The organism is Paenibacillus farraposensis, from assembly GCF_020736845.1.
Classification (GTDB): Bacteria; Bacillota; Bacilli; order Paenibacillales; family Paenibacillaceae; genus Paenibacillus; species Paenibacillus farraposensis.
Map to the genome: position 1 here is coordinate 194,521 of NZ_JAFFQR010000112.1, position 16,392 is coordinate 210,912.

General features: G+C 47.0%; 14 protein-coding genes, 2 pseudogenes and 1 other annotated feature. Of the genes and pseudogenes, 7 read left to right on the top strand and 9 right to left on the bottom strand.

Annotated features, from left to right (window positions below; all coding sequences use genetic code 11):
* Positions 1-471: 471 nt before the first annotated feature.
* A pseudogene (locus JO375_RS19380) lies at positions 472-903 on the top strand (transcriptional regulator); the annotation flags it as partial.
* Positions 904-962: 59 nt separating this feature from the next.
* Positions 963-1,205, top strand: a binding site (T-box leader).
* 42 nt (positions 1,206-1,247) lie between these two features.
* Positions 1,248-2,432, top strand: coding sequence for an aminotransferase class I/II-fold pyridoxal phosphate-dependent enzyme (locus JO375_RS19385; protein ID WP_229526001.1), 1,185 nt, complete (start codon positions 1,248-1,250; stop codon positions 2,430-2,432).
* Positions 2,433-2,572: 140 nt separating this feature from the next.
* Here the strand turns inward: JO375_RS19385 and JO375_RS19390 are convergent, their stop codons facing one another.
* From JO375_RS19390 to fabF, 5 genes are all read right to left on the bottom strand, one after another.
* Entirely contained in the window at positions 2,573-3,151 is a 579-nt protein-coding gene (locus JO375_RS19390; RefSeq protein ID WP_322098774.1) for an MFS transporter, read from the bottom strand.
* A 38-nt stretch (positions 3,152-3,189) separates the two neighbouring features.
* Positions 3,190-3,930, bottom strand: coding sequence for a zinc ribbon domain-containing protein (locus tag JO375_RS19395; RefSeq protein WP_229526003.1), 741 nt, complete (start codon positions 3,928-3,930; stop codon positions 3,190-3,192).
* 106 nt (positions 3,931-4,036) lie between these two features.
* Complete coding sequence (locus JO375_RS19400) at positions 4,037-4,990, bottom strand: helix-turn-helix transcriptional regulator (protein WP_229526004.1); 954 nt, start codon at positions 4,988-4,990, stop codon at positions 4,037-4,039.
* A gap of 277 nt (positions 4,991-5,267) precedes the next feature.
* Positions 5,268-5,624, bottom strand: coding sequence for a hypothetical protein (locus JO375_RS19405; RefSeq protein ID WP_229526005.1), 357 nt, complete (start codon positions 5,622-5,624; stop codon positions 5,268-5,270).
* Positions 5,625-6,094: 470 nt separating this feature from the next.
* Positions 6,095-7,333, bottom strand: a complete 1,239-nt coding sequence (fabF, locus tag JO375_RS19410) for a beta-ketoacyl-ACP synthase II (protein WP_229526006.1) — start codon at positions 7,331-7,333, stop codon at positions 6,095-6,097.
* Positions 7,334-7,495: 162 nt separating this feature from the next.
* On the opposite strand from fabF, the gene JO375_RS19415 reads away from it, so the two are divergent.
* The 4 genes from JO375_RS19415 to JO375_RS19430 all read left to right on the top strand — a co-directional run bounded on the left by JO375_RS19415 (position 7,496) and on the right by JO375_RS19430 (position 12,541).
* Positions 7,496-8,335 (top strand): helix-turn-helix transcriptional regulator, encoded by an 840-nt coding sequence (locus JO375_RS19415; RefSeq protein WP_229526007.1) that lies wholly within the window; start codon positions 7,496-7,498, stop codon positions 8,333-8,335.
* A gap of 134 nt (positions 8,336-8,469) precedes the next feature.
* Complete coding sequence (locus JO375_RS19420; RefSeq protein ID WP_229526008.1) at positions 8,470-10,230, top strand: DEAD/DEAH box helicase; 1,761 nt, start codon at positions 8,470-8,472, stop codon at positions 10,228-10,230.
* Between the two features lies 1 nt (position 10,231).
* Entirely contained in the window at positions 10,232-11,188 is a 957-nt protein-coding gene (locus tag JO375_RS19425) for a YqhG family protein (protein WP_229526009.1), read from the top strand.
* A 261-nt stretch (positions 11,189-11,449) separates the two neighbouring features.
* The gene (locus JO375_RS19430) at positions 11,450-12,541 is read left to right on the top strand and encodes a hypothetical protein (RefSeq protein ID WP_229526010.1); all 1,092 of its coding nucleotides are present in this window, start codon (positions 11,450-11,452) and stop codon (positions 12,539-12,541) included.
* Positions 12,542-12,636: 95 nt separating this feature from the next.
* Here the strand turns inward: JO375_RS19430 and JO375_RS19435 are convergent, their stop codons facing one another.
* A complete protein-coding gene (locus JO375_RS19435; RefSeq protein WP_229526011.1) occupies positions 12,637-12,828 on the bottom strand; it encodes a YqzE family protein in 192 nt (63 codons plus the stop codon).
* Between the two features lie 245 nt (positions 12,829-13,073).
* Between JO375_RS19435 and JO375_RS19440 the strand changes: the two genes are divergently transcribed.
* On the top strand, positions 13,074-13,835 hold the full coding sequence (locus JO375_RS19440; protein WP_229526012.1) for an N-acetylmuramoyl-L-alanine amidase: 762 nt from the start codon (positions 13,074-13,076) through the stop codon (positions 13,833-13,835).
* On the opposite strand, the pseudogene JO375_RS19445 reads toward JO375_RS19440, so the two are convergent.
* From JO375_RS19445 to JO375_RS19455, 3 genes and pseudogenes are all read right to left on the bottom strand, one after another.
* Positions 13,810-14,762, bottom strand: a pseudogene (locus JO375_RS19445) (divergent polysaccharide deacetylase family protein). The gene JO375_RS19440 and the pseudogene JO375_RS19445 overlap by 26 nt on opposite strands.
* Before the next feature lie 297 nt (positions 14,763-15,059).
* Positions 15,060-15,716, bottom strand: a complete 657-nt coding sequence (locus tag JO375_RS19450; protein WP_229526014.1) for a 3-oxoacid CoA-transferase subunit B — start codon at positions 15,714-15,716, stop codon at positions 15,060-15,062.
* The gene (locus JO375_RS19455) at positions 15,709-16,377 is read right to left on the bottom strand and encodes a CoA transferase subunit A (protein WP_229526015.1); all 669 of its coding nucleotides are present in this window, start codon (positions 16,375-16,377) and stop codon (positions 15,709-15,711) included. Before JO375_RS19455 ends, JO375_RS19450 begins: the two co-directional genes overlap by 8 nt.
* Positions 16,378-16,392 lie beyond the last annotated feature (15 nt).

Below are 16,392 nucleotides of genomic sequence, written 5' to 3' on the forward strand. Positions count from 1 at the left end.
CCCGGCTTTATCTTTACTTGTGCGGCATAAACCGTTGTTCATTGACACTGTGATTATCATCCCTCTCATGCACCATATAATTAACATTTTACTTTATCAATAATGAATTAGTTTACAAACAAAATATAGCATGCTCTTCTACGATTCGTCAATGCATTTATAAACCCTTTTAAATAAATATAAAACATTGGATTGAAGCGTACCAAAGCTAAAATGAGATCGTATTCACGTCTATTTTCGTTTTTATACAGCAACAAAATAACTTAAGTAAGATATGTTCATAAAAATAAGGTTGTTTTTGACATTTTATTTTAACATAAATTAAAGTAAGAATTATAAGCGCTTACATTACATTTTTTGTAGATAAGAAAGATCTATAGATATGATTTATATTAATGACTTAATGTCTGGATTAGATATTTTCAAAGCACTAGGCTCCAAAATTCGTATTCAAATCCTCGAATTACTTAAATTCAATTCTCCGCAGAGCTGGGCTCGGAAGCACCGGGATATTGCGAGGAATATCCTTCCGATATTTATTTTCATATCAATGGCATCCCGATTGGACACTGGACCAGCACCGGAGATTCTGGGGACGTGCCGGGGGTTCTGAATCCCGACTGGTGGCCTCCGCATTTGAATCAGTACGGGGTGATCAAATTAATTCGCATCAACCAGCATGGCAGCTTCATTGGCGGATGCCGCATATCAGAGGTCACAATAAACGATATTGGCCTTAACTATAAAAGTCATATTACACTACGCTTATCCGTATCCGATCAGTCGAAAAACAAAGGCGGGCTCACCATTTTCGGCAAAGGATTCGGCAATTTAAGTCAGGACTTGCTTGTGCGTGTGCTTTATCATGTGCACGGGGAAGACACCTGTAGCGGCTTTTTATAAAAAAAGACTTGCCATCTTGAAATGTTGTGCTTATAATTACACCTAACTTGATACGGCAACAAATTTCAATGACGAGAACGAGTAAGCTACATACACAGCGGATTTGCAGAGAGTTGGGGCAGGTGAAAGCCAACATTCCGAGGGTAGCCGAACGCCATCTCCGAGAAGCGGGCTGAACCAGCAGTAAGCTCTGCCGCCTTTCCAGCGTTAACCGGAACACGTATTGATGGATACGTGGACAGAGTGTCATTTCGCATGGAATGAAACTAGGGTGGTAACACGGGTATATACTCGTCCCTTTTACAGGGGCGGGTTTTTTTGTTTTTTATAAGGAGGAAATCAACATGACGAACGTATCGACAGCATCATTTATAACTGATTTTTTAACTCCGGCAGTAAGGGAAATGCCGCCTTCAGGCATTCGCAAGTTTTTTGAATATCGTACGGGTCGAAAAGATATCGTCTCACTTGGCGTCGGTGAACCGGACTTTGTGACCCCTGAACACGTTAGACAGGCCTGTATCACAGCTCTCGAAAATGGAAAAACCTCATACACACCAAATGCCGGTCTTCCCGAGCTTCGTGAGGAAATTGCCGGATATCTCAATAACAGCTTTAACACGTCCTACAACCCGGTGAATGAAATCATGGTAACCATCGGCAGCAGTGAAGCGCTGGATTTGGCGCTGCGTGCCCTGATTGCAGAGCACGATGAAATACTCATTCCGGCTCCATGTTACATTTCATATGCGCCTATTACGTTCCTGAACGGAGGGCATACCGTAACGGTCGAAACCTCTGCTGACCGGCAGTTCAAGCTGACAGCCGAAGCGCTCAAGGCCAAGCTGACCCCACGATCCAAGGTGCTTATTCTCTGTTACCCGAACAATCCGACAGGCGGGATTATGACCTATGAGGATTGGCTACCTATCGCTCGCCTGGTTGAGGAGCATAATCTGGTCGTCATATCCGACGAGATTTATGCTGAACTGACCTACGGGCAGCAACATACAAGCTTCGCTGCTCTGCCGGGAATGAAGGAGCGGACACTGCTCATCAGCGGCTTTTCCAAAGCATTTGCAATGACTGGCTGGAGGGTCGGTTATGTTTGCGGCCCGCAAGAGCTCATTGCTGCCATGCTGAAGATTCATCAATATACCGCCATGTGTGCTCCTATTATCGGACAAATTGCAGCCATTGAATCCCTGCGCAACGGGCTGGAGGAAAAAGACCGCATGATGGAATCCTACAATCTGCGCAGAACATGGTTTGTTGAAGGCCTGCGTCAGACAGGCCTTCCATGTCATGAACCGAGCGGTGCCTTCTACGCTTTTCCTTCCATTGCGCACACAGGGTTAAGCTCAGAGCAGTTTGCCAAGCGGTTGCTGGAAGAAGAAGGAGTTATTACGGTTCCCGGTTCCACATTCGGACCGGGAGGCGAGGGCTTTATCCGCTGCTCGTACGCATCGTCGCGAGAACAGCTGGAAATCGCTTTGGAGCGCATCGGCGTATTCTTGAAACGCCTCTAACCAGCGTAAAGGCAGGACTTGCTGAGGCGAAACATCAGGCAGCAGCCGTGCTTTTTTTACCGATACATGCACGGTGTCTTACGCTACTGATGTTTCTCACAGGTTCTGATTAAAAAAGACTGGCTAAATAGAAAGACAGGTTATGCATGATTTTTGCGGCTGCCATATGCATAAAGAAAGCCGAGTCCTCCTATGACCAGAGCTGCAATAAAGATTAGCACCAGGTTGCTGTAATGAAACGCGTTTGCCTTGGTCACAGTCGGAAGCAGAGGGGAAGCAAGCCATGGTTTTGTCATCAAGCCGCCAACCGTGGCCACTCCAATCCCTTCGGCCAGAAAGCAGGCAAAATTCAACAAGCCCATGCCCGAACCGGATTCCTCGGTACTCAAGGCTCCAGCTACGCTGGCGGATATGACAGTTTTCACAAACGAAAGTCCGCCGAATGTCAGAACCATGGTACCCGAAACAAGCCATGGCGTTTGATCCGGAAACAATGAGACAATCAAAAAGCTGGTGCCGATCATGCATAAGCCGAGCAGCATCGTGAATGCCGTCCCTGATTTATCGACCAATATACCGCCGATGATTCCGAACAGAACCACACTGACTGTCCCGGGAAACAGGACGCCGATTCCGATCAGACTTGTCGCCAATTGATGGACCTCTTTCATCATATATGGAACCATGGATACATAACCAGCGACTGTTCCTAACAGCAGGCTGCCTGCCCCTTAACGATTCGTCACCACAACATTTATCACTTGATCGCAATGTAAATCAAAACAGGTTCATCCGGGCCACCATATACTTCAAAATCACCAGTATAGGTCCGCTCCGCTTGTCCCGTTACCGCCCACTGCCAGATGGTCTGCCACACACCGATAACAGAAGCGGGCTCTTTTGATGCCTGAAAAACGGCATAACGCGCTGCCGGAATGACAAGCTCCTCCAGATCGTCAGGAGTCTGGAAATCCACAGCCGCTTCCTTTCCGATAAAAAAAGTATAGTCCCCCAAGGCTCCATTTTCATAATCGGTATAACAACCATAGACGGAAGCTTGTCCTTCATGACCTCTGATCCGGCCAGGCACATCTTCACTCCAAAAACGCCCCCACATCTTGGGAATGATCCCGCCGGATGTTTGTTCATTGAGATTGTTCGTACGTGCTTTCAGCCCGACCAAACGAATAGCTCCCCGACATTCCTCCCGAATCGGCCCTTCCCCATGAAGCCGCGTATCCGCTGAAGAACGCCACCGCTTCAAGTTCGGCAGGTAATTGCGCAGCATCGTATCCGCCTCTTCTGCCTGCATCCCCTCCCTTACGAGGATAGGCACACACTGCTGAATCATTTCCTCCATGGTCAAATCAGGTTGTACAAATACACCTTCCTTGTAACAATATTTGCAATACTCATCTGTTTTGGCATGCTGTGCATCTGTTCCATATTGCTCCTCATGCTCCAGCGGCATACCGCAGCTTTGACATATTTTATCCATTTCTGTTAAGCTCCCTTCGCTAACTGATATCTGATATGCAACCAGTATAACGAAACAAACCTGACAGCTATCCGTCAGGTTTCGCTTGCTTTAATCCAGCATGTCCTTATATTTTCTGGTTATCCTCATAATTAGACGCAATACGCAACGCCATCTCCCGAATCTTGGCTCGCAAATGGGCTGGTTCTCTGACAATCACATCGGGTCCCAGGCTTAGAATAAATCCGTACACCCACGTATCTTCGGGAAACGGGACTGAAACCGTATAGATTCCTTCCTCCTGCTCGTTTAATGCTTCCACACCAAACCAGTCCTCCGCCAGATGCCTGGATTTGCGGTTAAATTGTAATATAAACGGCTGTACGGCTCTGGACGCTGCCGTCCGGCCCTCATTCCATGGCAGCACCTCATAGGAAAGATCTCTGCGGGTAAAAGCCGTCTCGGTCACTACAGGATTACTCATACGGGATAGCTTGAACAGACGGAACTGCTCCCTGCCGCGACAATAAGCGTACATAAACCATTGTTGCCCCTTCAAAACGAGCGTATGCGGTTCGACATTCCGCTCCGTGAGTGCTCCTTCCGCATTTCGATAGGTAAAAGCGATCGTATGTGCTTGGCTTATCGCTTCTTTTACCTTGATCAATTTGCTTTCCTGCGCAGCCTGATTTCCCCAGCCGGAGTGATCAACGATGAACTGAGTGGTGCGGACACGAAATTGCTCTTTTTCAGATGCTGGAACGATACTTTCAAATTTGTTAAGCAACTGCGACACATTCGGACCGCCGAGCGATGAGGACAAGCTCTGCAGCCCCATGACAATATCCTTGATATCATGATCTGTCAGTATACTGCGGTCCAGACGGTACCCTTCCATCAGGCCGATTCCTCCACCTGCTCCCTGAAAGGTCACCACCGGGACACCTGCCATGCTGATTGCTTCAATATCCCTATAGATCGTCCGGATCGAAACTTCATACAAATCGGCAAGTTCCTTCGCCTGTATTCTATTTTTTTGCAGCAGCAAAATGACGATAGAAAGCAATCGGTCAATTTTCATTTTTCCAAGCCTTTCATTAAATTGAACACAATTTTTGTGCGCTAAATAAATATTTACATTAATGCCCGCTACGCGAACGGATCATTCCTTCGATCGCTGTTGCCTCTGAATTTCCTGAACTATTTTTTAAAGGGTGAAAATCCAAAAGCAAAGGCGAACGCTTACGCTTCTCCTGAACGATTCCGTCCTCTTCGCTACTTTTCAGCTATAGCATTACTATACTAATAGCAAAACTTAACTTCAGCATAATATAAAATCTATTACATCTATGGAGTTCTCATAGAATTTCAAATATTTTTGATCTTCTTATTTTCGAATCTAAATCTACATGTAATGAAATTCCTTGATCCTTTAAATATTGTTCTTTACAAGCTTTTATTATTTTATCCCCAACTTTAGTGAATTTCTCTATCGCCAATTGATTAATATTATTAGTCATCATTTGGACAATAGCATATTTTATTATTCCCGTTACATCCTGTCTTCCTGATAACCGCTTTAACCAATACGTTACATAGTCAGTCTTAACCAAAAGTTCACAGCCTTCAAACTGTATAAATAATTCATTCACTTTAGCTAACTTTTCTCTCAATTCCATATAACTATTAAATTGGACAATCAAGCGTTTAGGCAATCTTATACATAATTCATCAATTTTAAATGAACCAAACGTACTGTTATAACTACTTACTTGAATTTTAATTATTTCACGATAAGGAATTCCAGTTAATAGTATTAGTTTGATAATTAAACTTGGTATTCAGTCCCTTTACAAACTCATTTATATTTTTATCAGTCACATCCTTCGATTTTAAATAATCGTAAAAAATCATCAAGTCTTTATAATATCCTATGGATTTTTGGACTGATCCATTTCTTTAAAGAGTAAGAACTCTGTTACAGTTTCTTTAAAATTCATCTTTATACTCCTTTATTTTTATGTCATTGAACTATTTTAACTGATTTACCACAATCTTCATAGAAATATTTTCCTTCATATTACTCTATCTCTTATCTAAAATGAATGTTGTTTCTCGAAATAAAAAACCTCAAGAATTCCATCCAGTTGGATAGAATGCCTGAGGTTTTAATCACTCTTTACACTTATGGCTCATAGCGCTTCATCACTATGGCCGCATTATGACCGCCGAAGCCGAAGGAATTGGATAACCCGATATTTAATGACGCCTTGCGCGCTTGGTGAGGCACATAATCCAGATCACAAGCCGGGTCTGGGTTGTCCAGGTGCATCGTGGGCGGTATAATGCCTTCCCGCAGGCTTTGTACTAGCGCAATCGCTTCGACGCCACCCGCAGCTCCCAGCATATGGCCTAACATGGACTTATTCGCGGTAATCGGAATTTGGTAGGCATAGTCGCCAAACAACTTGTGGATTGCAAGGGTCTCAGCTTTATCCCCCGGCAACGTACTCGTTGCATGGGCGCTGATCACGTCCACCTCTTCCGGAGTGATACGTGCAGAATGGAGGGCCGCTTTCATCGCCAGATAAGCTCCAGTTCCATCAGGATGCGGCGCAACCACATGATAGGCATCCGAGCTGGCTCCATAACCGATGATTTCCCCGTAAATTTCCGCACCTCGCCCGATGGCATGCTCCAATGATTCCAACACCAGTATGCCTGCCCCCTCACTCATGACAAAGCCGTCCCGGTTCTGGTCGAACGGCCGGCTCGCAATCGCGGGCTCCTCATTGCGTGTTGACAGGGCAGTCGCATTGGAAAAGCTGGCCAAGGCTAACCGGGTAACCGCTGCTTCTGCTCCACCGGCAAATATGATATCTGCATCCCCTGTACGGATGGTCCGAAACGCTTCTCCTATCGCGGTATTTCCGATAGAGCAAGCTGTAACGGGAGAAAGCGTAGGGCCCATCGTTCCAAACGCGATGCTTATTTGAGCAGCAGCCATATTCGTGATCATCATCGGCACCAGTGTTGGGCTAACTCTGCCCGGACCACGGTTAAGCATCACTTCTACATTGTCTACCAACGTGTCCAAACCGCCGACTCCTGATCCCACATAGACCCCGACGCGCTCCAGATTGATATGATCCAGATCCAAAGCCGAATCCTTCAGCGCTTGCTCTGCCGCATACAATGCAAACTGAGTAAACCGATCCATTCGTCTGGCATCCTTACGCCCCCATCGCTGTTCTGCGTCAAAATCCTGTACCAGCCCGGCGATTTGTGACTTCAAATCAGACACTTCGAATGTATCAATTTTACGTATACCTGAATTGCCTTTCAGCAAATTGTTCCAGAGCGTGTCCACTTCATTGCCCAGTGGCGAAACGACACCCATACCTGTAATCACTACTCTTTGCATAAGTTATTCATTCCTCCTGCTCGATAACTGACTTACAATCCTCATTTTACCCTTGATTTATCCTATTACAAGTTTTTATTTATCCTGGTATAATCAACACTACTATCGAGAGTGTTGCACATGCTCAATTCTCGTTGACCTATGAATGGAGTGAAAATATCTATGAAAACGGAAGGACGCCTCGAGGCATTATCAGTTTTCCTTAAAACCAAAAGAGCCCGTATACACCCGCATATGGCTGGCCTTCCTCATGGATCGCGCCGCAGAACACCCGGCTTGCGCAGAGAAGAAGTTGCCCAGCTGGCTGGTGTGAGTACAACCTGGTACACCTGGCTGGAGCAGGGACGGGATATCAAGGTGTCCCCCTCCGTATTGGACGCCATTGCTGCCGCCTTGCAGCTAAACACGGATGAGCGCAAATATTTGTATGATTTGGCGCTTGAGGCCGGGTTCCACAGCCCGCCTGCTCCTGCAGAACAAGCGGTCATTTCCCCCTCATTGCAAAAGATCGTGCAGGAGCTGCGATACTGCCCTGCTATAATCTCAGATCGGCGCTGCCATATTGTCGGCTGGAATGCCGCTGCAGCTCATGTTTTTATGGATTTTGCCGAGCTGCCGCATGAGCAGCGCAATATGATTGAACTGCTCTTTACCAAAAAGGAGTTTAAAAGCCTGGCGGTGAATTGGGAGCATTTTGTAAAAGGGTTTCTTGCTATTTTCCGTGCATATTACGGACAATACGTAGCAGACCCCTGGTATGCACAATTTATACAAAATATGAGCCAGGTCTACCCTGAATTTAACGAGCTTTGGAATCAGAGTGAAGTAAGCTCCGCCCCGGAGGTGCTCATTGAATTTCGTCATGCCAAGGTCGGCAAAATGTTGTTTGACCTAACCTCCCTGCAGGTACAGGGGGGCGCCGAGCTACGCTGCAGCATTTACACACCCAACGCGCAATCCACTACGGAAAGCAAACTCCAAAAGCTAATGGAGGGCAGCTAAACGATTTCATCCCTCTTGTTATGAAGTTATCATTTTCCGTCCATACTACATCTACGATCTGCGCAAAATAGATGCCATAGATGTGACAGAGCCAAGAGCTTCAACTGCGCTACTACCAGGAGGGAGGGATCATCATGAAAGCCAAATCGGCAAGTTCCCCGTACACACAAAATCAAGCGCCATTGCCTGTTCCCGTGCAATTTGACCGCAGCTGGCAGGACGAGCTGGACCAACGCCTGCACAAGGGAGGCCCCTGGGGAGATTGGAATCTGTATCAGCTGGCGATCGAGGCGGAAAAAGCCAAGCTGGTGCCGAGCTTTGATGAGCTTCAATGTCTGCAGCATTTGCAAGACCTCACTCCATTGCCCCATCAGCTGGATACGGCTCGAAAGGTACTGTTTCAAATGTCTGGACGAGCCATTCTTGCCGATGAGGTCGGCCTGGGCAAAACGATTGAAGCCGGAATGATCCTCAAGGAATATCTGGTTCGCGGACTGGCTGCCAAAGTGCTCATTCTTGTTCCCGCTTCTCTCGTTTTGCAATGGGTGCGTGAGCTGAACAGCAAATTCGGCATTCCTGCTATCGCCCAGAAAAAGGCACATTCCTGGTCGTCCGAGGTTGTCGTAGCCTCGATGGACACCGCCAAGCGGGAGCCGCATAGCAGCATCCTGCTGGATACCGATTATGATCTGCTCATTATCGACGAAGCTCACAAGCTGAAAAATAAAAAAACATCCAACTACCAGTTCATTATGAAGCTGCGCAAAAAATATTGTTTGCTCCTGACGGCAACTCCTGTCCAAAATGATCTGTCAGAGCTGTTTAACCTCATCACCCTGCTCAAGCCCGGCCAACTGGGAAGACAAGGCGATTTTGCAGCCAATTTCGTTGTAGATAAGCGTCTGCCTAAAAATGAAGATCAGCTCAAGGACGAGCTGTCAAAAGTCATGATCCGTAATCGGCGCGGGGAAGGCCCGGTTCAATTCACCAAACGAAAAGTTTCTAACATTCATTTGGAGCTTTCCCCGGAAGAGCAAGCGCTGTATGATGGAGTGACCTCTTTTGTCAAAGAGCAATATCAGGCAAATGGCGGAAATTTAAGCAGCATGTTGTCACTCGTTACCCTTCAGCGGGAAGTGTGCAGCAGCCGGGATGCCGTATTCGTCACGCTCGTTAATTTGACCAAAAAGATGGCGCCGGACTCACCACTGCGAGATCGCGTCTGGGATTTGGTTGCAAATATTAAGGCGATCAAGGCCAACTCCAAAGCAGAAAAAGCGCTTGAACTGATCCGTCAGATGAACGAAAAAGTGATCATTTTCACTGAATACCGGGCTACACAAGAGTACCTGCTGAACTATTTCCGTGACCGTGGATTATCTGCTGTTCCTTACCGGGGCGGTATGAACCGGGGCCGCAAGGATTGGATGATGGATCTGTTCCGTGGACGCATTCAAGTCATGATCGCTACCGAAGCGGGCGGTGAAGGCATCAACCTGCAATTTTGCCACCATATGATCAATTTTGATTTGCCGTGGAACCCCATGCGGGTGGAGCAGCGGATCGGACGGGTGCATCGGCTTGGACAGAAGCATGATGTTCATATTTTCAACCTGTCCACCACCGGAACCATTGAGGAGCATATCCTTAATCTCTTGCATGAAAAGATTAATATGTTCGAGCTGGTCATTGGCGGACTGGACATCATTCTTGAGAAATTCGAGAAAAAAGAATCGATAGAAAAAAGCCTGTACAAAATCATGCTTGAATCCAGCAGCGATGATGAGATCCGCCGGAAAATGAAAGAGCTCGGGCACTCACTGGATTCGATCAAGCAGGAAATGGAGCAAGCTCCTGCAGCCAAAGCCCGGCGCAGTGTGAAAGGAGGTCGCTAATTTGAGCATGAATTCCCGGCAAATTCAGCGTTTTGTCCTCACATATCTGGAAGCTACCGGATGCAGCGTCATCGAGAGATCACCCTGCCATGTAACCGTCAAGCTTTCGCCCGAAGCGGATAAAGCCTTGACAAACCGGCCCTATTACTGGGGCTATGTAGAGCGTACTGGTGTTCCGGCGCAAACGATGTCCTTCACGTTCATTTTTGAAAGGGAAACCTACCGGGCAGAACAAGAACGTTTGTCCAATCAGGCTCCGCCAGTCCCGGCAGCCGGTAATCCCGCTCAAGACCAGGTAATGGGCCGGTACTTCGGCCATGTTCCAGCTTCACCGCAACTCGGGCCTGGGCGGATTCTGCAAGAGGAGCTGCAGTATGGAAGCCGTCGCCTGCATCAAATTTTTGAAGCCGCACGGGACGGGGGAAAATATGTGTATTTGTTCGAACAACCTGATGCCCGGCAATTGTCCGCCCGTTCTCCCGCCGTCTATGAAGCCTGGCTCGGTGTCTGTTATAAAGTTGAATTTGCCTGTGACTTGAAGCGAGAGGAACTTCATTGGCTGGGTATTTCACTCAAAAGCGGTACGATCGTGTCCGACTTTGGCGACATGCTTGAAGCCCGGCAGCTAAGTCCGCTATTGGCGGGCAATATGCATGTCCAGCCTGCCAGGCTGACTGTTCCCGAGGCTTCAGCTGCACTTGAGAGCTACCTCACCGACCAGCTTCGGCAGCAAGATTATAGCTGGGCTGAACAGGCAAGGGAACGGCTGCGGGAGGAACTGGAGGTCATTGATCACTACTATGAGGATTTAATCAAGGAGCAGAGAGATAACGAGGAAGAGGGAAAAAAAGAAGTCATACTGGAACAGCATCAAACCCGCCGTAAAGAAATGGTATGGCAATATGAGCCCAAGGTACTCGTATCCGCCATTAATTGCGGGATATTTCACCTGCGGTAACCAATATCTCTTGTTCCTTCGCAGGCTAGCCGCAGAAGTATCGTCAGCTTGTAACATGGTGCTTCAGACTGGACCGGTTTTTCGCTACTTGAACGACAAGCTTGGCTGAGCCTGTCCCTATTTATCGACAGCAAAAAACGAACATGGTCAAAAGCTTTGCACCGACAAGGTGCAGCAGTCTTTTTACCGGACAAGCTGTATGCTGGATAAAAAAATGCCTCCGCCGGGGCAAGCAAGCCGGCAGAAAGGTGGATTGCATTGATGAACAATCATTCCGGGCACCATAGCGTGGGTATGTTCGCAGCAGTTTTGATCGGTCTATCCGCAGTCTGTCCGTTCAATTCTATTCATGCTGCTCCCTCAGCCGCCCAGAGCAACAATTTAGGTTCAAACATCTTTTACCAGGCAAGCTCTGGCGTTTCCCCAGTGGAATCCACGAGTCCAGCCCAGGAACAAAAGCAGACTGAAACGGGGCCGAGCAACTCATCCCTTCATCCAGGCGGCACTTCTGCAGGTTCCCCTGTTCAAGAGCAAGGTGTGCCTTCGGGGTTAAAACAGGCCGCAGACGGCATGATACAATCCTTATCGTCGCAGCCTCCTTTTGCTGAGTGGAAAGATGCCGAGCTTAGCTACCACCCTCTTGGACCTGGAACCCATAGTTGGCTTGTTCAAGTCAACCGTGCAGGACAATCGATTGGCTACTTGGTTATTGGAACAGATACTAATGGCGTTTATCAACTCAACGAATACGGGAGCGGTTCAGGGGGACCTTACAGTATGGACGTACTTCGCCAATCTCTTCAATCTCTCTCAGAAACCGAACTTTCATCTACCGACAAGCTGCAAATCACACCTATGTACGAGGAACCGCTATTAGCCTACTGGCTGGTACGTTCCTCTACAGGCAGCCAAATATGTATTGATGCTATGACCGGCGATCCGTTACCGTTAGAAGTAGCTGATGGGAGCTGGAAGCATAAGCTTCACCATAACACCCCCCCTTTAACAATCGACTTTTTAGGTACACAAGCACAATCAGTTGCTTTCACGGCAGCCCCTTTTGATCCCTATGACGATCTTGGATGGCTTCAGCCCAAGCAAAAGCTCTCCATTCATAGCGCAGACCAATTTATAGACACCCTGCGTACATCACCGCGAATTATATTTTCTGCCACAGGTATCAACTTTGTTTTTGGCGGGCCCTTATCTATTAACGGATACCAATCCTGGATCTCTCCTGATGATTCGTCACATCCCATTTTATATGCCTTATCCCAGCACGATGGGCTCTCCCGATTTGTACCACTCAAGCAGTTATTGTCGTCAGGCGAATTCTATGGTTTGGACTTTTAGCCAATCATTTACCTTCATAAGAAATGATCACTTCAACATAAAAAGAGGCCTCAAACGGCATCCCCTATTGCCTCTTGTGGTCTCTTTGATTGGATTCAATATCGTTCCCTTCGTCCTCTGCGTGCGGATTTAATCCACATTTTAAGAGCGAGCGGCAGCATACCAAACCATTTGTTCAGCCACGGCTCCCTGGCCTTTTTTTGGCTGCGCCGTACATCGCGCGGTGTTTCGATATACTGAACTATCCGCTGCGTAATGTATGTCACCAACTCGTCACCCTTCGCCATTTTATAGCCTCCTTCATCTGCCCCTTCCCATTTCCATTCAAGTGAGTTGGAAATAACGGATTTACGTGTTAAGTGCAGATATACCTAGCTTGCTCATTTTCCAACAGGTCTAACCCCTTTCGGAATAACTATGCATAGTTGCCCATAAATGGAACATACTATTTCCAATGTCATCGTTGCCCGATACGAATGATTATAATGAGGCAGCAACACTGCGATCAATGAATTCACTGGAGGAATAGAACGTGCAAAACCAAAAATGGGACCGGATATGGCTGATAACGTTCGGATTAAGTGTATCTTTGCTTTGCAGTTCTGTATTTTCAACCCATATTTATGCAGCCGCTCAGCCCAGTCAAAAGAGCACTAAACCAAACAAGACCTCTGAGGGTCAATCGAACGTACATTTACCTTATCATGCATTTGCCAAGCCCGTTGTCCTGATTGATGTCGGTCATGGCGGTGTGGATGGAGGAACAAGTCACAAAGGCCTCTTGGAAAAGGATATCAACCTTGCCATCGGTCAAAAACTGTACCTGATTTTGCGCTCGCAGGGTTATCCAGCGGTCTTGAATCGGGACAAGGATTATGCCCTGAGTGACGATAACCGCTGGCATCAATCCAAATCAAGACATCTGAAAGACCTGGCCCAGCGCAAAAGCCTCACGGAACAGCTTCCTACCTCCCTGGTGGTAAGCCTGCATGTAAACTGGGCCAAGCGTGCTGACAAACGAGGGCCAATTGTTTTGTATCAGGATGAAGGCGGCAGTTATCTGTTAGCAGAGCGGATTCAACATTCATTAAACCGCTTGTTTTATACAAACAAAGAAACGATTTACGGAAAACCCTTTTATCTTCTCAACATGATCAAGTATCCCGCTGTAATTGTAGAAACAGGATTTATCAGTAATGAACAAGACAGGGCTATGCTATCAGCGGATCGCGGGCAGAAAAAGATTGCTGAAGCTATAGCTGAAGGTATTATCGCACATTTGACGCTATGGTAGTGTTGGCAAGAGGGTTCCCTTCCAGCCCCATACAGAATGCACCAAATCGCTAATCCCCACAAATTTGGCATGATCTTTTAGCGTAGGAACCGACGATTGAAGGGCAGATGACGTGTACATACCTGCAACTCCGACATGTCCAATCGTTATGCAGGTGTCGTGCTTGTCCAGCCATTCAACCACCTTCGTGATTTGCCGGTTCACATGGGCGAGCGTATGGGTGCCATCGAGAAAAATATCATTGCGCACCGGAGGCAATCCCTTTTCCGCGGCAAGTTCCGGTACGACTGACCAATAATTTGTACGACTATCGACAAAAAACAATCCATGCTCCTTACAAACATCAAGAACAATGGACATAATGCGCTTGTCTGAAGTGACTTTGGAACCCATGTGATTGTTCATTCCTATCGCATACGGAACCTCTTTTATGGCTGCTGTCACCTTGGCTCGTATTTCGTCATCCGTCATATTGGCCTTGATCGCTCCGGGGCCAAGCCATTCCGGCTTTCCATGCTTAGGCTCCATTGGCAGATGAATGAGCACATCGTGACCGCGCTTATGCGCTGCTATGGCATCCTGCTTGGTTGTAGGCAGGAATGGCATTACAGCCACCGTGATTTTGACGGGTAGTTGTAAAATTTGCTCCGTCCCTTTCATGTTATTTCCCAGATCGTCAATAATAACGGCAACCATCTTTTGCCGCTGTTCCTGCTTGTTTGGTGCCTTTGCAGGATCAGATCCCATGCTCCAGGCATTTCCGCACATCACGAACATCAGACAGACCGTAATACAACTCACAGCCATTTTTCGCAGTATAGGGCCTGGAGAATAACTATGCGTATACGTTGGCTCATTCCGGTTACGAAATGCGTCCAAAGCCTTTTTAATCATATTTCTCATGAACAGCTTCCGTCGTTTTCTCATGTGGGTCAGCCTCCTTCTCTGTCCCTTCATTGTGTGAGTATCCTCGTCTAAATATGTATTCGGCGGACCAGTGAATTCATCCCGATCTGCCTCAAGTCCATAAAATCAAACAATTAAATTTTGGTAAATAAAAAAAGCTCCCAAATCTCCATTTAGGAAATTCAAGAGCTTAATCGTAAGTATCGTGCAGCCCGAGAGAACTCGAACCTTCACGTGGATTAGTCTATATGGCTCTGTAGCTTCTTTGTTATTTCAGTCCCCATTTCTCCTTAAAGGCTTTTTTTGTTCCTATGACCTTCATACCGCAATGGCTTTCAAATGTGGTGAAACGATCAGTTCAGCCTCTGTTGCCATTTGAACATCTTTCACCGATAAACCCGGAGCAATCTCTTTCAGCACCAGTCCTTTACCCTGAATAACATCGATGACGGCCTTTTCGGTTACGATGGTGTTTACAACATTTACAGCGGTCAGGGGCAGCTTGCATTGTTTCAGTATTTTCGGTGCCCCATTTTTGTTTACGTGCTCCATGGCTACAATCACTCTTTTGGCTCCGACCACCAAATCCATGGCTCCCCCCATGCCCGGCACCTTTTTCCCCGGGATCATCCAGTTTGCAAGGTTGCCTTTCTCATCGACCTCTAAAGCGCCCAAAACAGTAATATCTACATGCCCTCCGCGGATAATGGAAAATGAAAGGGCACTGTCAAGAAAGCAGGCTCCTTTTACAGTTGTAACGTAGTTGCCGCCTGAATCGATACACTCGAGCTTTTCCTTTCCCGGAGCCGCTTTGGGGCCAACGCCAACGATTCCGTTCTCCGCATGCAGCATAATATTAATGTTGTCCGGGATATAATCCACCGCCATTGTAGGCATTCCAATACCCAGGTTGACAACTTCACCATTTTTAAATTCCTGGGCTATTCTTCTAATAATAAATTCTCTGTTATTCATTGTCTCCACCCACCTTTACAATCGCGTCAACAAATATTCCGGGAACATTGATATGATTAGGGTCAATTTCCCCTGTCTTTACGTATTCGTCTGTCTGAGCAACTACATACTCTGCCGCTGTAGCCATAACCAAATTGAAGTTGCGTGAAGAGCCATTGATGACCAGATTCCCTGCTTCATCAGCCTTATGGGCTCTGATTAGCGCCACATCCGCTTTGAGCGGCAGTTCGAGCAAATATTCTCTTTCGTCAATTTCTATTTTCTTTTTTCCTTCTTCTACAATGGTGCCTACACCTACAGGTGTTAAAATACCGCCCAGACCGGCACCTCCTGCGCGTATTTTTTCAGCGAGCGTGCCTTGCGGGAAAAGTTGAACATCCGCTTCTTTCGTCATAAGCAGCCTACCCGTTTCCGGATTGGAGCCAATATAGGATGCTAATATCCGCTTTACTCTGCCGCTTTTTACAAGGTTATAGATAGGTAATTCCGGTGTGCCTGTGTCGTTGGAAATAATCGTAAGATTGCCGGCAGAATTTGTCTCGACAAACGCACGCACCAGTTCCCCCGGAAAGCCTCCTGCCAAAAAACCTCCGACCATCACCGTGTCTCCATCCTTGACCTTCTTCACTGCTTCTTCAGCAGAGATTACTTTGTTATTCATGGTTCCGTCTCCTTT